This is a genomic window from Novosphingobium sp. PP1Y, from assembly GCF_000253255.1.
GTDB lineage: Bacteria > Pseudomonadota > Alphaproteobacteria > Sphingomonadales > Sphingomonadaceae > Novosphingobium.
The window spans coordinates 1,045,056-1,064,941 of sequence record NC_015583.1 but is presented as its reverse complement, the minus strand read 5'-3'; the positions used below and the strand labels follow the sequence as shown (position 1 = coordinate 1,064,941).

Genomic DNA, 19,886 nt, shown 5'->3' with positions numbered 1-19,886 from the left:
GCGTCAGGTCTCGTAGATCACCCGCGTCGCGGCAGCGGCAGCGGAAGCGCGGTTTTCGACGCCGATCTTCACGAAGATCTGTTCGAGGTGCTTGTTCACCGTACGTGCGCTGATGTTGAGGATCTCGCTCATGTCCTTGTTCGACTTGCCGCGCGCGGTCCACAAGAGGACGTCCGCTTCGCGCGGGGTCAGGCCGAAGGCATCGCGCAGCATGTCGCCCTCGCGCCCCTCGCGCGAGAGGGCGATGCGGAACATGTGCTCGGCGCCGCCTGCTTCGCCGACCAGGGTGACATCGAACCGTTCCGCCCCCAGGACGACAGTGACTGTGCGCTGCGAGGCTTCAACGATCAGTTCAGCGAGCAGCGATTGCAATGCGGTTCGCTTGTCCGGTGAAAATCCGTCAAGCACGCGCTGCGCGGCAGGTGTAGTCCAGCCAATGTGGCCGCGCGCATCGCAGCTGACCAACTGCGCGCCCATCCCATCAAGCCCGGTCATCGCCTTGCGCGCGCCGCTGGAATTGCCGAGATGGACGCGGATGCGCGCACTCAACACGTTCAGAACCACGGGTTTGGTTACATAGTCCACCCCGCCCGCTTCCAGTCCACGCACGACATGGTCGCTATCGGAAAGCCCGGTCATGAATATGACGGGCACATCGCTGGCGCGCGGGTCGGACTTGAGCAGGCGGCATGTCTCGAATCCGTCCAGCCCCGGCATCACCGCGTCGAGCAGCACGAGGTCCGGTCGCGCCTCGTCCAGCAGCCCAAGCGCGATCGCACCATCGGCAGCAAGGATCGGTTCGTGCCCTTCGCTGCGCAGAAATGCTTCGATCATCCCGCGCGTTTCGGGATCGTCATCGACGACGAGGATGCGGGCCGTCATCGCGCGGACTCCGGTCGTTCGGCGGGTTCGAGGTCGAGCAGGACAGAGATCCGATCGATCAGAACATCGAGTTCGTAGGGCTTGGCGATGTAATCGTCATGCGGATCGTCGGGCCTGCGCGGCCGCTGGAACTCGTGGACATTGGCAGAGACCATCAGGATCGGAACGCTGTCGCCATCGAGTTGCCTGATCGCATGGGCAGCTTGCCATCCGCTCATCTCGGGCATGGCGACATCCATGATGACGAGATCGGGCCGTTTGCGGCGATAGGCCTCGATCGCAGCGCGCCCGTTCTCGGCAAACTCGAGATCGAATCCAATCGGGGTCAAAAGGTCCCGGGTCAGTTCGAGGTGCGCGGAATCGTCGTCGACGACCAGAATGCGCCGCTGCGGCCCGGCAAAGGACAGTTGGGGAGCAGGCTCCGACGGCCCTTTTTCCGGCACGGGCGCCTCGGAGAAGAACATCTTCACGGTAAAGGTGCTGCCCAGGCCCGGCGTACTCTTCACGGTAAGCTGCCCGCCCATGACATCGACAAGCATGCGTGCGATCGTCAGGCCCAGGCCTACGCCCTGCTGTCCGCGGACCGTGCCGATCCGCTCGAATGGTTCGAAGATGCGTTCCAGACTGCTTGCTTCGATACCGACTCCGGTATCGACCACTTCGAATTCCGCGACCGGATTGCGCCAATAGACGTTGAGCGCCGCGGACCCGGCAGGCGTATACTTGATCGCGTTGGAAATGAGATTGATGAGCACCTGCCGCAGCCGCTTCTGGTCGGCATAGATCCAGTGCGGCAAATGGTTCGGCCGGCTATGGTCGAACTGGATTCCCCGCGCGGCGGCCTGAATACGGAACATGTCCACGATCTGGTTGAGCAGATCGACGAGGTTCACACGCTCGCGGGCGATCCGGACCGAACCGTTCTCGATCCGTGATACATCGACGAGACCGTCGACGAGATCGGACAAGTGGGTGGCGCTGCGCCGGATGACGCGCACAGCGTCGGCGACCGGTACGCGTTCGTCGCGCTCCAGCAACTGTGCGTAGCCAGAGATTGCGTTGAGCGGCGTGCGGATCTCGTGGCTCATACCGATGATGTAGCGGCTCTTGGCAAGGTTGGCATTCTCCGCCGCCGTCTTGGCCCGCTGCAGTTCGGCATCGGTACGCGCGTGCGCCTCGATTTCTTCCATGAGTGACACGGTCTGGCGTTCCGTTTCCTGCTCTGCCGCCCGCTGGCTTTCCCGCGAGAGAACGAAATACCAGGCGCCGAAACCTGAAATCGCCATGAAACCGACGAAAACGGTCTTGAGAATGCTGGCAAGGACCAGCGGGTCGTCCCCGGCAACTTCACGCTGATAGAAGATCAACAGCAGCACCACGCCGGCGATGGCAAGGCAGACGCAGTAGGCCACGAGGAAGCGGGCGATGCGCGCATAGGTCACGTCGGTGATCGAGCCCGGCAGGAGGCGCTCGAGCAATGCGGAGAGGTTGACCCCGGCCTCCGGCCTGACCTTGCAGGCATCGTGGCAGCGTGCCTCCAGCGTACAGCACAGTGAACAGACCGCGCCGTCGTAAACCGGGCAGACCGCCATATCCGGTGCTTCGAAGGTGTTCTCGCAGACCTTGCAGGTGCATTCGGCGGTTTCGAATTTGTCCTGCGGACGGGCGATGTAATAGCGCCCCCGGGTGGCGGCAGCGATGATCGGGGCGAAGATGAACGATACGCTCAGCCCGATTACCGGGGAGAGCATCTGCGCCACCTCTCCCAGTAGCCCTGCGAAGCAAAGTGTCGAACACAGGATCGAGATCGCCATGGCGCCGACCCCGACCGGGTTGAGGTCATAAAGGTAGGCGCGGCGAAACTCGATGCCCGGCGGGCTGAGGCCGAGCGGCTTGTTGATCATGAGGTCGGCGATCACCGCACCGAACCACGCGACCGCGAAGTTGGAATAGAGCGTCAGCACCCGCTCGACGACGGTCTGGATGCCGCCCTCCATCAGCATCAGCGCGATCAGGGTATTGAACACCAGCCATACGACGCGACCGGGATGCCGGTGGGTCAGGCGCGAGAAGAAATTCGAGGACGCTATGGAGCCGGCATAGGCATTGGTGACGTTGATCTTGATCTGGCACAGCGCAACGAAGACCGTGGTCAGTATCACTGCGCCCGTCGGGTTGGCGACGAGGCCGCCGAAGGTCATGAAATAGAGCATGGCCGGATTGGCCGCATCATTCGCGCTCATGCCGGAGGACAGCGCGATGACGGCAAGGAAGGATCCCAGGGCAATCTTGACGCCGCCCACGAGAATCCAGCCCGGGCCGGTCGCCAGCAGCGCCGACCACCAGCGCAGCTTGCCGACTTTCTCCTGCTCGGGCAGGAAACGCAGGTAATCGACCTGCTCTCCGATCTGCGGCAGCAGTGAGAGGAAGACGGCGAGCGCAACCGCAAAACTCGCCATCGAGCCGACTTTCTCTGCGCCTTCGAAACCGGTCCAGAGGGCAAGGCCATCGCTGCCCTGCTCGACGAGGAACAGGATAGGCGCAACCTGCAGGATGAACCAGATCGGCTGCGTCCAGTTCTGCCACTGGCTGATGCGGTGAAAGCCGTAGGCGACGATGGGAATGACCACCATTGCGCTGATCATGTGCCCGATCGGCAGTGGTATGCCGAAACACAACTGAAGCGCTGCCGACAGGATCACCGCTTCGATCGAGAACAGGATGAAGGTGAAGGAGGCGTAGACCGCCGAAGTGATCGTCGAGCCAAGATAGCCGAAGCCCGATCCGCGCGTGAGCAGGTCCATGTCGACGCCGTAGCGGGCGCCGTAATAGCAGATCGGTATGCCGGAAATCAGGAAAATTGCCGCCGCCACGCCCAGCGCCCAGGCCATGCTTTCGAAGCCGTAACCGATGGTGACCGTCGCGCCCAGCGCCTCGCAGGCAAGGAAAGCGATCGAGCCTAGTGCAGTATTGGCAACCCAGGCAGGCGAGCTCCTTCGCGCGCGCGTCGCGGTGAAGCGCAGGGCATAGTCTTCCAGCGTCTGGTTGTTGACCCACTGGTTGTAGCGCCGGCGCGTGCCGACGATGACCTGGCGCTTGACCGCGACGTCCGACACAGTGCCCGCCCGCGCCCGATCAGGTTCCGATTTTGCCAATCCGGTTGCGCTCCATCATGAAATCCCGGCCAGGACGAGGCCGAAACCCGCGCTGCCAGCCCCGATCAGGCGCAAAGCCGGGTTCGGCAACACCCGGGCAAGAGCATAACCGCCGAAGTGGAGCAAGGCACTGGTCGCCAGAAACCCACCGGCAAACAGTGCCGGAGAGGCATCGTGCGGCATCTCGATGCCATGGCTGGCGCCATGCGCATAACCGAAAGCGGCGACGAGAAAGGCCGCAATGGCAGCCGGCGTGCGGACCTGGAATGCCGCAGCAAGGCCAAGCACGACGAGCGAGGCCATGATCCCGGCTTCCGCGGCCGAACCGGGCAGCCAGGTTCCGGTCACGAATCCGAAGGTCAGACCGCCCAGAAAAGCGAGCGGAAGTACCCAGCCCGACCGCTTCAGGAACACTGCAGCGCCAAGGCCCACCAGCAGCATTGCGGCGAGGTGGTCGGCGCCGGTCAGGGGATGGAGCAGCCCCGATGCGAATGCGCCGTTGCCGTGTCCGGGGTGGGCCAGGGCCAATTCGGGAGCGAGGCTAAGGCCTGCAAGGGCAAAAGTGGAGACGAGCCGCTTCATGCAGCAATCCTTTCCGGCAGTCCGCCTGCCTTGATGATGAAGCCGGCGATCTCCTCGAGACCCTTGCCAGCGCGAATGTTGGCGAATTCGAACGGCCGCGCGCCGCGCATCTTCTTCGCGTCGCGGTCCATGACTTCAAGGCTGGCGCCGACGAGCGGCGCAAGGTCGATCTTGTTGATCACCAGCAGATCGCTTCGGGTGATGCCCGGCCCGCCCTTGCGCGGGATCTTGTCGCCTGCCGAAACGTCGATGACATAGATGGTGATGTCGGCCAGTTCCGGGCTGAAGGTGGCCGCCAGATTGTCGCCGCCGCTTTCGATCAGGATGAGGTCGAGGCCCGGGAAGCGCTGCTCCAGCACATCGACCGCGGCGAGATTCATCGAGGCGTCCTCGCGGATCGCAGTGTGCGGGCAGCCGCCGGTCTCGACGCCCAGGATACGGTCGGGATCGAGCGATCCGGCGCGGGTGAGGAACTCGGCGTCCTCGCGCGTGTAGATGTCGTTGGTGATCGCGGCGATCTGGTAGCTCTCACGCAGGTATTTGCAAAGTGCGTCCATGAGCGCGGTCTTGCCCGAACCCACGGGGCCGCCGATGCCGACGCGCAAGGGGCCCGAAGCCGGGAGGGGAGTTGCCATCTGGTTCATGTCCTGAACAGCCTTGTGTATTGGGTTTCGTGAGCCATGCAGCCGAGGTCGGCGACGAGCGTGCAGCCGCCCAGGGCATCGAAAGGATCGCCGTCCGGCAGGCTGGCCATGTGCTTGACGGCGGCCATGACGACCTCGCGGCAGTCATGAAGGACGAGCTGGCCGTCTGTCTGCCCGAGCGGCACGAGGCGCTGCGCTGCCGAGACGAGATTGGACACCGCGCCGTGCAGCCAGGCCGTCAGCGCGCGTTCCAGTGCAATGCCGCGAAGCGCGAAAAGTGCCGCCGCCGCAACGGGATAGGCGATGTCCGTGCGCTCGAGACCGGCAAGTTGCTTCGTAAAATCGGCGACGCCCGAGGCCGCGCGCGAAATGCGTACGAAAGCGCTGCCCTGTGCGGTGCTCTCGACATAGCGTTCGTGACCGATCTGACTGGCCAGCGCGAGCTGCGCCACTTCGTCGAAGCGGTCCGCATCGCCGAGGCGGGACGCCCGCCAGGCGTGCGTGAACAGCACGAGGTCATTGTGGATCGCGCCATGCTCGACAAGCGCGACGATCCAGTCCCGGGTGCTGCTGCGATCTGTGACGTGACCGGCCTCCACCGCCCATTCCAGTCCGCTGGAATGGGCAAAGGCACCGATCGGCCAGGCCGGCGACATCCAGCTCATCAGGTCGAAGAGCTCGGCGTCAGCCATGGGCGTGATGCTCTTGTCCGTGGCTGTGAGCGTGATTGTGCGCTTGGCCATGCTCATGCTCATGCTCATGCTCATGGTCATGACCGTGTCCGTGGTGATGTCCGCCAGTGCCCGAATAGGCCCCGCCCTCGGGGTCGAAAGGCGCAAGGACGGGCTGGCAGTGGCCGCCCAGTCCGACCACCATTTCGGCAATCACGTGATCGTGGCGAATGCGCAGGGTTCCGCCGTTATCGCCGGGCAGAAGCTGCGTCGGCAGATGACGGTTGCCCAGGTGCCAGGAAATGCGGACCAGCTCGGCGCTCGAATGCGCAGCGATCTCGATCAGTGGCTCGCAAAGGGCCTCCACGCGCACCATGCTGTCATCGTCGAGGCGCAGCATGTCACCGTCGCGCAAGTGTACCGGGCGTGCCATGTCCAGCAGGATCGAAGCCCCGCCATTCGTGGTGAAGACGATCCGGCGGCGATTACGCTGGTCGAAATCCAGGCGGACCGCATCTGCAGCTTTTTCAGCCGCTTCACTCTCGATCCTGATAATTCTTCTCATGGTAATCCTCAGTACATGAAATAGCGCTGCGCCAGTGGCAGCTCGGTGGCCGGCTCGCAGGCAAGCAATTCCCCGTCGGCGTGGACTTCGTAAGTCTCGGGATCGATACGAATATCGGGCAGCGCGTCGTTGCACTTCATCTGCGCCTTGCCGATGCCGCGCGTCTGACTGACCGGCATCACAGTGCGGGCGAGACCAAGCTCTCCTGCAATATCAGCCTCATAGGCCGCATTGCTGACAAAGGTTATGCAGCTTGCCGCCATGGCCTTGCCGAACTGGCCGAACATCGGGCGCGAATGGACCGGCTGCGGCGTCGGGATCGAGGCATTGGGGTCACCCATCATGGCACACACGATCATGCCGCCCTTGAGCACGAGATCGGGCTTTGCGCCAAAGAACGCCGGGTCCCAGATGACCAGATCGGCCAGCTTGCCGACCTCGATCGAGCCGATCTCGCGAGCCATGCCCTGCGCGATGGCCGGGTTGATCGTGTACTTGGCGACATAGCGCTTGGCGCGCTCGTTGTCTGCCTCGGAGCAGTCACCTTCCAGGGCGCCGCGCTGGGCCTTCATCTTGTGGGCAGTCTGCCAGGTGCGGGAAATGACTTCGCCCACACGGCCCATCGCCTGGCTGTCCGAGGAAATGATCGAGAGCGCGCCCATGTCATGCAGGATGTCCTCGGCCGCAATGGTCTCCTTGCGGATGCGGCTTTCGGCGAAGGCCAGGTCCTCTGGTATCGATGGATCGAGGTGGTGGCACACCATAAGCATGTCGAGGTGCTCCTCGATCGTGTTCACGGTGAAAGGCATCGTCGGATTGGTCGAGGACGGGATGACATTGGCAAAGCCTGCCAGCTTGAGGATGTCGGGCGCATGTCCGCCGCCCGCACCCTCGGTATGGAAGGCGTGTATCGTGCGGCCCTTGAAGGCAGCGATCGTATCCTCGACGAACCCGCTTTCGTTGAGCGTGTCGGTATGGATCATGACCTGCACGTCCATCCGGTCGGCTACCGAAAGGCAGCAGTCGATGGCAGCGGGGGTCGTGCCCCAGTCCTCGTGCAGCTTGAGAGCGGCGGCGCCGGCGCGGACCATTTCCTCCAGAGCAGCCGGGTCGCTGGCATTGCCCTTGCCCGCGAATGCCAGGTTCACCGGCAACCCCTCGGCCGCCATGAGCATGCGCTTGATGTGCCACGGGCCCGGCGTGCAGGTGGTCGCATTGGTTCCGGTCGAAGGGCCGGTGCCTCCGCCTGCAAAGGTGGTCACCCCGCTCGCCAGCGCCTCCTCCACCTGCTGGGGGCAGATGTAATGGATATGCGCGTCGATGCCGCCGGCGGTGACGATCTTGCCTTCGCCTGCGATAATCTCGGTCCCCGGTCCGATCACGATCTCGACACCGGGCTGGATATCGGGGTTGCCCGCCTTGCCGATGGCAGCGATGCGCCCGGCCCTGAGCGCGATGTCCGCCTTGTAGATGCCGGTCCAGTCCAGGATAACGGCATTGGTGATGACGGTATCTGCAGCGCCTTGCGCATTGGTGCGCTGGCTCTGCCCCATGCCGTCGCGGATCACCTTGCCGCCGCCGAACTTGACTTCTTCCCCCAGCATCGTGGCGTCGCTCTCGATGCGGATGAGGATATTGGTGTCGCCGAGGCGCATCCGGTCCCCGGTGGTTGGCCCGAACATGTCGGCATAGGCGGCGCGGGACATGCGATAGGCCATCAGGCGTCTCCCGCTTCGAGCGGGCCCATGACCTTGCCCTGGAAACCGAAGACCTGCCGATCACCCCGCAGCGGAACGAGCGAGACCTCGCGCGCCTGACCGGGTTCGAAGCGCACAGCGGTGCCGGCAGGAATATCGAGCCGCTTGCCAAGTGCCGCATCGCGATCGAACACGAGACCGTCGTTTGCTTCGGCGAAGTGGTAGTGGCTGCCTACCTGCACCGGCCGATCGCCGCTGTTGGCGACGCGGATCGCTGTGACCGGCTGCCCGGCATTGAGCTCGTGCTCTCCCGGCGCGGCAAGGATCTCTCCGGGAATGAACGGATCAGCGGATCGGGTCATGAACGCTCACCAGCTTGGTGCCATCGGGAAAGGTGGCCTCGACCTGCACGTCGTGGATCATGTCGGCGACACCGGGCATGACCTGCTCGCGTGTGATGACATGGGCCCCCGCCTCCATCAGATCGGCCACCGAGCGTCCGTCGCGCGCACCTTCGAGAACGAAGTCGGAAATCAGCGCGATGGCCTCGGGGTAATTCAGCGACACGCCGCGCTCGAGCCGGCGGCGCGCCACCATGGCGGCCAGCGAGAGCATCAGCTTGTCCTTCTCGCGAGGTGTGAGGTTCATTTCAGCATCTCCAGACGCGGGGCAAGGCACGCCCCTTGCGCATGACTTCAAGTGTGGCCGCGATGTCGCGGCGCAGGATTTCTCCATCGGGCGCAATCAGGCGCACCGCCAGGATGCCATTCCAGGCGCTCGCAGCTGCCTGTCCCTGGGCAGTCTCCAGCGCGCTGCGCACCGGTTCGAGCAAGGCGGCGGCGTCATTCGCCACATGGACGATGACTGCCATGGCTCGCGCTCGGCCGCCCACTGCGGCATGAGCCATGAGGTCCGCGATATCGCCCTCAAGCGCCAGGGTATCGGCATAGATCAGTTTGCCGCCCCGCCAGATCCGCAGGCGGTCGCGCAAGGCTCCCCGCGTGACGCTCTCACCCATCGCCTCGCGGCCCAGCACAAGTGCTTCCACGCCCAGAAAACTTGAATCCTGCGCCAGCGCGATCTGCGTATCGCGCACCAATCGGGCCTCGTCGAACAGGATGGTTTCCTGTGGCAGCCATTCTGCCTGGGCGCCTTGTTCCACGTGCAGGCGCGTTGCTATTTGCGAACCTTGGTCAAGGGCCCGGTAGACTTTCTCTGCCGCCTGGGTCGCCACGGCAGATCGCACGCCCTGTGCCCATGTCACGCCCTGGACGAGGCGATCGCCCTCGGCAAGGCCGCCCGCGGTGTTGATAAGCACCGCGCAGGGCTCCTCACCCGAAGTGCGCGGCATGCGCATGCGCAGGCAACCCGACTGAAAGGCGCGCGAAACGGCGGCGACCCCGGACCTGCCGATGAAGGCAAGGTCGATCTCACCGACGCTGCGCAGGCTGGCGGGAACCGCATCCGCCCGCGCGGGCGCGCAAGCCGCCGTGGGCGGGATAGTCTGATCGTCACTCATGGCAAATGCCCGGTGCACGCTTGGCAGTGTCCTTCGTCGATGGAGCGGCGAGTTGGTCGCGCCCCTCCGTTTGCAAGTGCACAATCGGCGCATGGCGGGCCCGATCATATGGGGCATTTGACGTATGGACTCGGCCAAGGGCCGCAGCGCTGCGTCAGGCGGTCCGGCGCATACGTCAAATACCCCATGGCGCGTTCGTGCTGCACTGCACAACCTCCAGCTGCGTCAGGGCTTCAGGGTCCGGCGTCAGGGTTCAATGTGGAGGGAAATCTAGAATGACACGATGGAAGCAGGCTGCGCTTGGCGCCCTTACCCTCGCCGCGGCTTCGGCAGCCTTTGCCAGTCCGGCGATGGCCGACGACGAGTTGCCGTTCACCTTCAACGGCGGGGTCACGTTCCTGAACGACTATCGCCTGCGCGGTGCGTCGCTGAGCGATACCAAGCCGGTCATCCAGGGCTCGGTCGAGGCAGGTGTGCCGATTGCCGAGAACGTCAGCGCATTTGTGGGCGTCTGGGCCTCGAGCCTCGACAAGGATGCAGGCGCTGGTGCGATGGAAACCGACCTCTATGCCGGCCTGCAGGGCACGATCTCCGGGGTGAAGGTCCGGGCACGCTACCTGCGCCTCGTCTTCCACGACGCCGAGAACATCGATTTCGACCAGTACGAAGTAGGCGTCAGCGGGCCGGTCGGGCCCGTCACGCTGGGTGCGGGCGTCATCCATGACGAATACCATTTCACCGGGCACAGCACCTACACCTACACCAGCGCCACGCTGCCGATCGACAATACCGGTTTCGCCGTGAAGGGCCTCGTCGGATACGAAGACGGCACGAGGTGGAACGACAAGGTCAACTGGCAGCTGGGCGTCAGCTATGCCCGCGGACACTTTCTGATCGGTGCCGACTACATCGATACCAACAAGTTCTCCGCCGCGTCCAATGGCGACAACCGCGCCGGCGCGACCGTCGTCGGATACATCGGCGCGCGCTTCTGACCTTTCCATTCATTCGCAGACGACCGGCCTGGTGCGCAGGCCGGCATCCAAGGGGATAGACAATGGCATTCATGAAAAAGAGAGCTTTCCTTGCCACTGCACTGGCCTGCACCGCCATGCTCGGCGCCTGCAGCAAGGGCGCCGACGAGGGCGCGTCTGCAGCCGATGCGGACGCAATCAAGGTCGGCGTGCTGCACTCGCTTTCCGGCACCATGGCGATCAGCGAAGTGACCGTGAAGAACGCCACCCAGCTAGCGATCGACGAGATCAACGCCGCCGGCGGGGTCATGGGCAAGCAGATCCTGCCCGTAGTCGAAGACGGCGCCTCGGACCCGGCCATCTTCGCGCAGAAGGCTTCCAAGTTGATCGAGGGCGACGGCGTGACCACCGTTTTCGGCGGCTGGACCTCGGCAAGCCGCAAGGCCATGCTTCCCGTCTTCGAAAAGGACCACAGCCTGCTTTGGTACCCGGTCCAGTTCGAAGGCAACGAATGTTCGCCCAACATCATGTACTCGGGCGCGCAGCCCAACCAGCAGGCACTGCCTGCCTACGACTGGGCCAAGGAGCAGGGCTACAAGAAGTTCTTCCTCGTCGGTTCGGACTACGTCTATCCCCGCACTGCCAACCTGATCCTCAAGAAGCACATCGCGAAGGACGGGCTCACACTCTCCGGCGAGGAATATCAGCCGCTGGGCGGAACCGAGTTCTCGGGCGTGGTGGGCAAGATCAAGGCTGCCAAGCCCGACATCATCATCAACACCCTGAACGGCGACAGCAACGTCGCGTTCTTCAAGCAGATGGCCGCGGCGGGCATGGGCCCCAAGGTCATTCCGGTCATGTCCTTCTCGATCGGCGAGCAGGAAGCCATGGCGATGGGGCCATCGCTGGTCGAGGGTGGATACGCAGCCTGGAACTACTTCCAGAGCCTCGACAATGACATCAACAAGAAGTTCATCGAAGCCTACAAGGCGAAGTTCGGCGCCGACGCGGTGATCACCGATCCGATGATCCATGGCTATCTCGACGTCTATGTCTGGAAGGCTGCGGTCGAAAAGGCGAAGAGCACAGATCCCGAAAAGGTGCGCGCTGCCGCCGTCACGCTCGACACGATCCCGACCCCGCTCGGCGATGCGAAGTTCATGAACAACAACAGCCTGATCCAGACCGCCTACATCGGCCAGTCGCAACCGGACGGCCAGTTCAAGATCCTCTGGAAATCGCCCGCCCCGATCGACCCGGACCCGTATGACCCGGTCACCTTCCCGGGCAAGTCCTGCAAGATCTGATGACCTGACTTCTGCCGTTTTCCGCTGGGCGGCCCTTACCGCCCACCCTGTCCCGGGCAACGATCCCCTGCCCGGGACAGAGGCCGGAATAACGCAGACAGTCCAACAAGCGAAAGGAGCCAGGACATGGACGCGGTATTTCTGACCGGCCAGCTCTTCAACGGCTTCTCCGTCGCCTCACTCTACGTGCTGGCGGCGCTCGGCCTTGCGCTCAGCTTCGGGCTGATGCGGGTCATCAACATGGCCCACGGCGAAATCCTGATGCTGGGCGGCTATCTCGCCTGGATGGCGATGACGATCGTGCCGGGGCCGCTCGGCCTGCTCGTTGCGCTTGCCTTCGCCCTGCTTGGCGCGGGCATCTTCGGCGGTTTTCTGGAGGTGGCTCTGGTCAGCCGGCTGACGGCGCGGCCGCTCGACACACTGCTTGCCACCTGGGGCGTCAGCCTCATCATGCAGCAGGCCGCGCGCGACCTGTTCGGCGCGACCGGTGTTTCGGTGACGGCGCCCGCCTGGCTCGATGGCGGCCTCACCATCGCCGGGCTGCAGCTTCCGACCCTGCGGATCTTCATCCTCATAGTGGCCGTCGCCGTGCTGCTGGGCCTCGCCGCGATCCTCAGTTTCACGCGCATCGGCCTGCTCGTGCGCGCGGTCAACCAGGACCGCCCAACGGCCGCAGCCATGGGCGTCAATGTGCGCCTCGTCGATTGCTTCATCTTCGCGCTGGGCGCAGGTGTCGCAGGCCTCGGCGGCGTCGTGCTGGCCCTGCTGGGTCCGGTCACCCCGAATGTGGGCCAGGGCTACATCGTCACGGCCTTCCTCGTCGTCATTCTCGGCGGTCTGGGGTCGATCGTCGGCACCACCGTTGCCGCGCTGATCATAGGCCTGATCACCGCCCTCTCGCAGATTTTCGTCGATGTCAGCTTTGCGCAGGTCCTTACCCTGCTTTTCGTCATCCTTTTCCTCCAGTTCCGGCCGCAGGGCGTGATTGCCGTCAAGTCCCGCGCACTCGATGCAGAATAGGAGCGAGGCGATGCCCGCAAGACTTTCCCTGCCACTGGCCTCCGGACTGGCGGCCTTTCTCCTCGCACTGGCCGCCCCGTGGGTGTTGAGCGGCTACGACCTCAACCTGCTCGGGCGTTTCCTCGCCTTGTCCCTGACGGCCATGGGACTGGTGCTGCTGTGGGGCGAAGGCGGTATCCTCAGCCTCGGCCAAGGGGTGTTCTTCGGTATCGGCGGCTATGCCATCGCCATGCACCTCAAGCTCGTCGAACTGGGCAGCGGCGAAGTGCCCGACTTCATGGTCTGGAGCGGGATCGAGAAACTGCCCTGGTGGTGGGCACCGTTCGGCAGCGCCCTGTTCGCTGTCATCGCGGTCTTCGTCGTCGCCCCCGCGCTGGCGGGTCTCGTGGGCTGGGCGATCTTTCGCCGCAGGATCGGCGGCGTCTATTTCGCCCTCATCACGCAGGCCCTCGCCCTTGCCTTCGCCACGCTCCTGATCAGCAAGCAGGACATGACAGGGGGCTTCAACGGCCTCACCAATTACAGCACGCTGCTGGGCTTCAACCTCAACCTTCCCGAAACCGCGACGGGCATCTACTTCGTCACGCTCGCAACCGTCGCCGCGGCCTTCTTCGGCCTGCGCTGGCTCATCGCCTCGCGGTTCGGCAAGCTCCTGCGGGCGAGCCGCGACGGGACCAATCGCCTGCGCTTCCTGGGCTACGACCCAACGCCCTACAAGGTGATCGCCTTTGCCGTGGGCGCCCTGCTCGCCAGTCTTTCGGGTGCACTGTTCACGCTGCATTCCGGCGTGATCTCGCCGGCCCTCGTGGGCGTTGTGCCTTCGATCGAAATGGTGATCTGGGCCGCAATCGGTGGCCGCCACAGCGTCGCCGGTGCGCTCGCCGGGGCCTTGCTGGTGAACTTCGCCAAGGACAAGATCTCCACCGCCATGCCCGAAATGTGGCTCTACTTCCTGGGCCTCATGTTCATTCTTGCCGTCACCGTCCTGCCGCGCGGCCTTGCCGGGCTGTTCGGAGAGGATCGCCCGTTCCGGGCTTCGCGCAAGGGCGACCTCTTCGCCCGCTGGCGCAAGGATCGCGCCGAGGCCGATGCCGCCGGAACCGCCAGCGCCCCGAACGCGAAGGAGATCCCCGCATGACCGCTCCCATGCTCGAAATGCGCAATGTAATCGTCGATTTCGATGGCTTCAAGGCCATCAACGACCTCTCGCTTTCCATCGAAAGCGGCTCGATGACGGTGGTCATCGGTCCCAATGGCGCGGGCAAGTCGACCATGTGCGATTCCATCATCGGCCGGGTGCGGCCGACCTCGGGGAAGGTGCTGTTCCACGGCAGGGAAATCCAGGCCGAAGCAGAGCATTCGATCGTCGGCCTGGGGATCTGCCGAAAGTTCCAGACGCCCGGCGTGCTGGTCGCGCTCTCGGTGATCGATAACCTGACGATCGCGGCCACCCGCGACCGCCGCTGGTGGACCAAGTTCGGCCGCAAGGGCGAAGCCGAAGCCCGCAGCCGGGCCGAGGAAATCCTTGAGACGGTCGGCTTGTCACCGCGCCGCGATGCGCTTGCCGGCAATCTCTCCCATGGCGAGAAGCAATGGCTGGAGATCGGCATGGTCGTTGCCACCGATGCCGAACTGCTCCTGCTCGACGAGCCGACTGCGGGTATGGGCGCGGCGGAAAGCACCCAGACGGCAGAGATCGTGAAAGCCCTGGTCGGCAAGCACGCGGTTCTGGTCATCGACCATGATATCGACTTCGTCTCGCAACTGGGCGGCCACGTCGTCGTGCTTCACCAGGGCCAGCTTCTGCGCGAAGGCACGCTGGAGCAAATCCGCGCCGACGAGGAAGTCGCGGCAATCTATCTCGGGAGGGCCTGATGGCGATCGAAGACGCAGACCAGCTGCTCAACTTGCGCACAGTCAGCTCCGCTTACGGCAAGAGCCAGGTGCTCTGGGATGTCGCGTTCGACCTCAGGAAAGGCGATTGCGCGACCGTGCTGGGCCGCAACGGCGTGGGCAAGACCACCCTGCTCAAGACGATCATGGGCCAGATCCCGTGTACAGGCGGCCATATCTATTGGCACGGCCATGAAGTGACCGAGATGCAGGCTCACCAGCGTTCGCGCGCGGGGATCGGCTTCGTGCCGCAGGGTCGCCACGTCTTCCCCCACCTCAGCGTTCGCGAAAACCTGGAGGTCGGCCTGTCCGCCCTGACACGCAAGGGCTTTTCAGGTGCGAAGAAAGTGCCGGAATTGGTCTTCGAGCTGTTTCCCAAACTGACCCAGATCGCGGACCGCAAGGCCGGAGTCCTTTCCGGCGGTGAGCAGCAGCAGCTTGCCATCGGGCGCGCGCTGGCCGGCCAACCGGAGCTGCTCCTGCTCGACGAGCCGACCGAAGGCATCCAGCCCAACATCGTCCAGCAGATCGAGGACGCCTTGCTGCGGGTGCGCAAGGAACTGGGCGTGGCGATCCTGATCGTCGAACAGAACCTCGACTTTGCATGGTCTTTCGCCGACCGTTTCTTCGTGATGCAGCGCGGCAGGATCGTGAAGGAAGGCCGCACTGAAACGGCCCCGCCCGACGAGGTCGCCGCGCTGATCCATGTCTGACCTTTCGCCATGATTGGAGCGTCTTGCAATCGTAGCACTGGCATGGTCTGATCCACTCGGGAGCGGGGAGCAAGATCAGGACCAGGAGAGCATCATGGACGCCAAGACAGGTGAAACGGTAAGCGGGGGCTGCCCCGTGAAGCATGGAGATCTTCGCTCGCTGCTCGGCCGGACGAACCGGGACTGGTGGCCCAACCAGCTCTCCCTCGACATCCTGCACCAGGGCAGCAGATCGCCCAGCCCGCTCGGCCCGGATTTCGATTACGCGAAGGCCTTCAAGGCGCTCGATTACGATGCGGTGAAGAAGGATCTCCATGCGCTCATGACCGACAGCCAGCCCTGGTGGCCGGCCGACTATGGTCACTATGGTCCCTTCTTCATCCGCATGGCCTGGCACAGTGCCGGCACCTATCGCACCGGCGACGGGCGCGGCGGGGCGAATTCGGGGCAGCAGCGGTTTGCCCCGCTCAATTCCTGGCCGGACAACGCAAACCTCGACAAGGCGCGCCGCCTGCTCTGGCCGATCAAGCAGAAGTACGGCGCCAACCTGAGCTGGGCGGACCTGTTGATCCTTGCCGGCAATGTCGCCATTGAATCGATGGGCGGACCGGTCTTCGGTTTCGGCGGTGGACGCGCGGACGTGTTCGAGCCGGAAAAGGACGTCTACTGGGGCACCGAGGAGGAATGGCTCGGTCAGACCCGCATCGATCCGGACAAGCAGCTCGATCTCGAAGACCCCCTCGCGGCGATCCAGATGGGGCTCATCTACGTCAACCCGGAAGGGCCCGGCGGCAATCCGGACCCGGTCCAGTCGGGACGCGACATTCGCGAGACTTTCGCCCGCATGGGCATGAATGACGAGGAGACCGTCGCGCTCACCGCTGGCGGCCACACCTTCGGCAAATGTCACGGGGCGGGCGATGCCGCGCTGGTCGGCGCGGAACCGGAGGGTGCGGACATCGCCCAGCAGGGCCTTGGCTGGACCAGCACGCATGCCAGCGGAATGGGCGACGATACGATCACCAGCGGCCTCGAAGGCGCCTGGACGCCTCGCCCGACGACCTGGGACATGGGCTACTTCCACATGCTGCTCGACTACGAGTACGAACTGGTCAAGAGCCCGGCCGGCGCCCACCAGTGGCAACCGATCGATCAGAGGCCGGAAGACATGGCGCCCGGCGCGCACAGCCCGGACAAGCGGCTTCCGACGATGATGACCACCGCCGACATGGCGATGAAGATGGACCCGGAATATCGCAAGATTTCCGAGTACTTCCGCGACAATCCTGAGAAGTTCAGTGATGCTTTTGCCCGCGCGTGGTTCAAGCTGTGCCACCGCGACATGGGACCCAAGGCACGCTACCTCGGCCCCGAAGTCCCTGCCGAAGACCTGATCTGGCAGGACCCGATACCAGCGCTCGACCATGCGCTCGTCGACGATGCCGACATTACCTCGCTCAAGGACAAGATCCTGGGCTCGGGTCTCTCGATCGCCGAACTGGTGACGACGGCCTGGGCTTCGGCTTCGACCTGGCGCGGCTCGGACCATCGCGGCGGCGCCAATGGCGCGCGGATCCGACTTGCCCCGCAAAAGGACTGGGCTGTCAACCAGCCCGACCAGCTCGCCAAGGCGCTTGGCAAGCTCGAGGCGATAAAGACCGATTTCGATGGCTCTGCGTCGGGCGGGAAGAAGGTCAGCCTGGCCGACCTCATCGTGCTGGGCGGCTGCGCTGCGATCGAGAAGGCCGCCTCCGCTGCTGGCACTTCGGTCAAGGTCCCCTTCGTCCCGGGCCGCACCGATGCCAGCCAGGAGCAGACGGACGTTGAAGGCTTCGCCGTCCTCGAACCGCGGGCAGACGGTTTCCGCAATTACCTGGAAACGCGCTTTTCGGTCCCGACTGAAGAATTGCTGGTCGATCGCGCCCAGCTGCTCGGGCTGAGCGCCCCCGAAATGACTGCACTGGTCGGCGGCCTGCGGGTCCTTGGCGCAAACCATGGTAACAGGATGCACGGCGTCCTGACCGACAGGCCCGGTGCCTTGACCAACGACTTCTTCGTCAACCTGCTCGACATGGGAACGGCGTGGAAGCAGGTTGACGACAGCGGTGACGAAACCTTCGTCGGAACCTGCCGCAAGACGGGCCAGGAAAAGTGGAAGGCGACGCGGACCGATCTGGTCTTCGGCTCGAACTCGCAGCTTCGGGCCTTGTCCGAAGTCTATGCCTCGAGCGATGGCCCCAGGAAGTTGGCGGACGATTTCGTTGCAGCCTGGACCAAGGTTATGAACGCAGATCGTTACGACCTGGTCTGAGGCTCCACACAAGGGGGAAAGGCAAGCCTCCCTCTAGTCCAGATGCAAGCTGCATTGAAAGCCGGCACCCGTGACAGGGTTGCCGGCTTTTTCATTGAACGGCTTGTGCTCCCCCATCCTGGGCGGCGGATCAATCCAGACCCAGCCAAATGCCACGCGCGACACTTTACCCGCCGGTAAAGTGTCATTGACGACAAAATGTTGTCCTCTTGAGAAAGGGGATTCTCATGATTCCGTGTTTGTGCTCTATTTCTTCCCGTTATGTTTGTTGCGCCGCCCCCATCCGCACCGCGTGCCTCGGTCAGTGACATGGCCGCCCTGCTGGACCAGGTCGCCCATGCCAGTTCCCGGCCGCGCTATGCCTTCATGGTCCTGTCGCTGATTGCCGAAATCGCCAGGCCGGACGGAAGCGCCGGACCGTTCGTTTCCTTCGACGGACGATCGATCCTGCTGCGCGACTGGCTCTGCGACGCCCTGACTCCAATGGGAACACGCGATCCGAAGCGGCAGGCTCTCACCGAAAGGATCCGCGCCGATCTGGAACGCTCCGGCAAGCTGCCCAGCGAACCCGAAGCGGCCCTTGCAATGATCGACGAGGAAGTGCGCGACCGTGTGCGCACCTCGGGCAAGACCAACCTCAGCAGGGCGGTGTCCGAGCTGGTGAAGGAAGGGCTGATCCGCCGCCACTATCAGGGCTTTCGGGTCGACCACCACAATCGCGGAGCGCAGCGTCACGTCGTCTATACCCTGACCGGGCGCGCACGATGCCTGATGAGCCGGCGGGAATCCCGCTCCTTGCGCGACAATCGGCAAGGCCAACTCGCGCTCAACTGATCCTTCCCCCTTTCATCAAAGGCCATGCGCGCTTAGGCCTTAGTTCAGCCCCCATCGCATGCGCTAGAGAAGGACAGTAACCGTGGAATGCATCCGAGCTGCCCTCATCGGCTACGGTCTGGCAGGCAAGGTCTTTCACGCTCCCCTGCTCCAGGTCACCGACGGAGTGGAACTGGCGGCAGTGGTGTCGAGCGATCCGGCCAAAGTGCATGCCGACTGGCCCGACCTGCAGGTTGAAACGCAGATCGACGCCGTCCTGGCAGATCCGACGATAGAACTTGTCGTCCTGGCGACGCCGGATCACCTGCACGCGCCGCAGGCGCTGTCGGCTCTTGCAGCAGGCAAGCATGTCGTCATCGACAAGCCCTTCGCCGTCACCATCGCCGACGCGCGCAGAATTGCCGAAACCGCCGAGCATTGCGATCGGCACGTCTTCGTCTTCCATAACCGCCGCTGGGATGCTGACTTCCTGACCCTGCAGTCGCTGGTGGAAGCGGGCGAACTGGGCGAGGTGATGCATTTCGAAAGCCACTTCGACCGCCTGCGCCTCGAGGCGGGACAGCGCTGGAAGGACAAGCGATTTGGCGGTGTCTGGCAGGATCTAGGACCGCACCTGATCGACCAGGTCTTGAGCCTTTTCGGCATGCCCGAGGCCGTCTGGGCGGATATCGCAATCCAGAAACTGGAAGGTCACGCGCCGGACTTCGCGCATGTCGTGCTGCGCTATGCCAGAACGCGCGCGATATTGCACATCTCGCAGCTCGTCCCCGATCATGGCCTGCGTTTTGCCGTGCATGGCACCAGGGCAAGCTACATCAAGCGCGGCCTCGACGTGCAGGAAGAGCAAGGCAGTAGCGGCATGACGCCCCGCGAAGCTGCCTGGGGGATCGACCCCCACGAAGGAGTATTAACCGGCGTCGACGGGGCGGCCCGGCCGATTGCGAACAAACGCGGCTGCTATCAGGCGTTCTATGAGAATGTGCGCGACTGCCTGAGTGCTGGCGCAAGCCCAGCCGTTCCCACCCGGCATGCGATCGCGGTCATGGAAGTTCTCCGGGCGGCTCAGGAGAGTGCGCAAGAAAGACGGGAAATTCCGATTCTTCCAGACCCGCGCTAACA

19 protein-coding genes are annotated in these 19,886 nt (G+C 64.0%); 9 read left to right on the top strand and 10 right to left on the bottom strand.

The genetic code is table 11. The annotated features are described in order from the left end of the window. Window positions 1–3 precede the first annotated feature (3 nt). Genes PP1Y_RS05715 through PP1Y_RS05670 form a run of 10 tightly spaced genes read right to left on the bottom strand, consistent with a single transcriptional unit; the run spans window position 4 to window position 9,715 of the window. Entirely contained in the window at window positions 4–882 is an 879-nt protein-coding gene (locus PP1Y_RS05715; protein WP_013837132.1) for a DNA-binding response regulator, read from the bottom strand. Further along, on the bottom strand, window positions 879–3,998 hold the full coding sequence (locus PP1Y_RS05710) for an ATP-binding protein (RefSeq protein ID WP_013837131.1): 3,120 nt from the start codon (window positions 3,996–3,998) through the stop codon (window positions 879–881). Before PP1Y_RS05710 ends, PP1Y_RS05715 begins: the two co-directional genes overlap by 4 nt. Before the next feature lie 54 nt (window positions 3,999–4,052). After that, window positions 4,053–4,619: a HupE/UreJ family protein gene (locus tag PP1Y_RS05705; RefSeq protein ID WP_013837130.1), complete on the bottom strand. Its 567-nt coding sequence runs from the start codon at window positions 4,617–4,619 to the stop codon at window positions 4,053–4,055. Continuing rightward, complete coding sequence (ureG, locus tag PP1Y_RS05700) at window positions 4,616–5,254, bottom strand: urease accessory protein UreG (RefSeq protein WP_013837129.1); 639 nt, start codon at window positions 5,252–5,254, stop codon at window positions 4,616–4,618. Before ureG ends, PP1Y_RS05705 begins: the two co-directional genes overlap by 4 nt. Window positions 5,255–5,259: 5 nt before the next feature. Further along, a complete protein-coding gene (locus PP1Y_RS05695) occupies window positions 5,260–6,006 on the bottom strand; it encodes an urease accessory protein UreF (protein ID WP_013837128.1) in 747 nt (248 codons plus the stop codon). Next, the gene (locus PP1Y_RS25275) at window positions 5,948–6,499 is read right to left on the bottom strand and encodes an urease accessory protein UreE (protein WP_013837127.1); all 552 of its coding nucleotides are present in this window, start codon (window positions 6,497–6,499) and stop codon (window positions 5,948–5,950) included. The genes PP1Y_RS05695 and PP1Y_RS25275 overlap by 59 nt, the downstream gene beginning before the upstream one ends. 8 nt (window positions 6,500–6,507) lie before the next feature. Beyond that, window positions 6,508–8,217, bottom strand: a complete 1,710-nt coding sequence (gene ureC, locus PP1Y_RS05685) for an urease subunit alpha (protein WP_013837126.1) — start codon at window positions 8,215–8,217, stop codon at window positions 6,508–6,510. Beyond that, window positions 8,217–8,558, bottom strand: a complete 342-nt coding sequence (locus PP1Y_RS05680; RefSeq protein ID WP_013837125.1) for an urease subunit beta — start codon at window positions 8,556–8,558, stop codon at window positions 8,217–8,219. The genes ureC and PP1Y_RS05680 overlap by 1 nt, the downstream gene beginning before the upstream one ends. Next, entirely contained in the window at window positions 8,542–8,844 is a 303-nt protein-coding gene (locus tag PP1Y_RS05675; protein WP_007014513.1) for an urease subunit gamma, read from the bottom strand. The genes PP1Y_RS05680 and PP1Y_RS05675 overlap by 17 nt, the downstream gene beginning before the upstream one ends. 1 nt (window position 8,845) lies before the next feature. After that, window positions 8,846–9,715 carry an urease accessory protein UreD gene (locus PP1Y_RS05670; protein WP_013837124.1) on the bottom strand — a complete coding sequence of 290 codons (870 nt, stop codon included), beginning with the start codon at window positions 9,713–9,715 and terminating at the stop codon, window positions 8,846–8,848. A 275-nt stretch (window positions 9,716–9,990) separates the two neighbouring features. Here PP1Y_RS05670 and PP1Y_RS05665 point away from each other — a divergent pair, with 275 nt between their 5' ends. The 9 genes from PP1Y_RS05665 (at window position 9,991) to PP1Y_RS05625 (ending at window position 19,884) form a co-directional block, all read left to right on the top strand. Further along, window positions 9,991–10,710, top strand: coding sequence for a TorF family putative porin (locus PP1Y_RS05665; protein WP_041558436.1), 720 nt, complete (start codon window positions 9,991–9,993; stop codon window positions 10,708–10,710). Between the two features lie 62 nt (window positions 10,711–10,772). Continuing rightward, window positions 10,773–11,996 carry an urea ABC transporter substrate-binding protein gene (gene urtA, locus PP1Y_RS05660; protein WP_041558435.1) on the top strand — a complete coding sequence of 408 codons (1,224 nt, stop codon included), beginning with the start codon at window positions 10,773–10,775 and terminating at the stop codon, window positions 11,994–11,996. Between the two features lie 126 nt (window positions 11,997–12,122). Then, window positions 12,123–13,016, top strand: a complete 894-nt coding sequence (gene urtB / locus PP1Y_RS05655) for an urea ABC transporter permease subunit UrtB (protein ID WP_007014517.1) — start codon at window positions 12,123–12,125, stop codon at window positions 13,014–13,016. A gap of 10 nt (window positions 13,017–13,026) precedes the next feature. Continuing rightward, window positions 13,027–14,154 (top strand): urea ABC transporter permease subunit UrtC, encoded by a 1,128-nt coding sequence (gene urtC, locus PP1Y_RS05650; RefSeq protein WP_013837121.1) that lies wholly within the window; start codon window positions 13,027–13,029, stop codon window positions 14,152–14,154. Beyond that, window positions 14,151–14,891, top strand: a complete 741-nt coding sequence (gene urtD / locus PP1Y_RS05645) for an urea ABC transporter ATP-binding protein UrtD (RefSeq protein ID WP_013837120.1) — start codon at window positions 14,151–14,153, stop codon at window positions 14,889–14,891. The genes urtC and urtD overlap by 4 nt, the downstream gene beginning before the upstream one ends. Beyond that, on the top strand, window positions 14,891–15,622 hold the full coding sequence (gene urtE, locus PP1Y_RS05640; protein ID WP_013837119.1) for an urea ABC transporter ATP-binding subunit UrtE: 732 nt from the start codon (window positions 14,891–14,893) through the stop codon (window positions 15,620–15,622). Before urtD ends, urtE begins: the two co-directional genes overlap by 1 nt. A gap of 94 nt (window positions 15,623–15,716) precedes the next feature. Next, window positions 15,717–17,933, top strand: a complete 2,217-nt coding sequence (gene katG / locus PP1Y_RS05635) for a catalase/peroxidase HPI (protein ID WP_013837118.1) — start codon at window positions 15,717–15,719, stop codon at window positions 17,931–17,933. A gap of 309 nt (window positions 17,934–18,242) precedes the next feature. Beyond that, entirely contained in the window at window positions 18,243–18,767 is a 525-nt protein-coding gene (locus PP1Y_RS05630) for a hypothetical protein (protein WP_013837117.1), read from the top strand. An 82-nt stretch (window positions 18,768–18,849) separates the two neighbouring features. After that, window positions 18,850–19,884, top strand: coding sequence for an oxidoreductase (locus PP1Y_RS05625; protein WP_013837116.1), 1,035 nt, complete (start codon window positions 18,850–18,852; stop codon window positions 19,882–19,884). Window positions 19,885–19,886 lie beyond the last annotated feature (2 nt).

Coding starts and splice junctions, on each gene's coding strand:
- urtA (WP_041558435.1), top strand. CDS start 10,773: ATGGCATTCATGAAAAAGAGAGCTTTCCTTGCCACTGCACTGGCCTGC.
- ureG (WP_013837129.1), bottom strand. CDS start 5,254: ATGGCAACTCCCCTCCCGGCTTCGGGCCCCTTGCGCGTCGGCATCGGC.
- PP1Y_RS25275 (WP_013837127.1), bottom strand. CDS start 6,499: ATGAGAAGAATTATCAGGATCGAGAGTGAAGCGGCTGAAAAAGCTGCA.
- PP1Y_RS05705 (WP_013837130.1), bottom strand. CDS start 4,619: ATGAAGCGGCTCGTCTCCACTTTTGCCCTTGCAGGCCTTAGCCTCGCT.
- PP1Y_RS05670 (WP_013837124.1), bottom strand. CDS start 9,715: ATGAGTGACGATCAGACTATCCCGCCCACGGCGGCTTGCGCGCCCGCG.
- urtE (WP_013837119.1), top strand. CDS start 14,891: ATGGCGATCGAAGACGCAGACCAGCTGCTCAACTTGCGCACAGTCAGC.
- PP1Y_RS05665 (WP_041558436.1), top strand. CDS start 9,991: ATGACACGATGGAAGCAGGCTGCGCTTGGCGCCCTTACCCTCGCCGCG.
- ureC (WP_013837126.1), bottom strand. CDS start 8,217: ATGGCCTATCGCATGTCCCGCGCCGCCTATGCCGACATGTTCGGGCCA.
- urtB (WP_007014517.1), top strand. CDS start 12,123: ATGGACGCGGTATTTCTGACCGGCCAGCTCTTCAACGGCTTCTCCGTC.
- urtD (WP_013837120.1), top strand. CDS start 14,151: ATGACCGCTCCCATGCTCGAAATGCGCAATGTAATCGTCGATTTCGAT.
- katG (WP_013837118.1), top strand. CDS start 15,717: ATGGACGCCAAGACAGGTGAAACGGTAAGCGGGGGCTGCCCCGTGAAG.
- PP1Y_RS05630 (WP_013837117.1), top strand. CDS start 18,243: ATGGCCGCCCTGCTGGACCAGGTCGCCCATGCCAGTTCCCGGCCGCGC.
- PP1Y_RS05675 (WP_007014513.1), bottom strand. CDS start 8,844: ATGAACCTCACACCTCGCGAGAAGGACAAGCTGATGCTCTCGCTGGCC.
- PP1Y_RS05695 (WP_013837128.1), bottom strand. CDS start 6,006: ATGGCCAAGCGCACAATCACGCTCACAGCCACGGACAAGAGCATCACG.
- urtC (WP_013837121.1), top strand. CDS start 13,027: ATGCCCGCAAGACTTTCCCTGCCACTGGCCTCCGGACTGGCGGCCTTT.
- PP1Y_RS05680 (WP_013837125.1), bottom strand. CDS start 8,558: ATGACCCGATCCGCTGATCCGTTCATTCCCGGAGAGATCCTTGCCGCG.
- PP1Y_RS05715 (WP_013837132.1), bottom strand. CDS start 882: ATGACGGCCCGCATCCTCGTCGTCGATGACGATCCCGAAACGCGCGGG.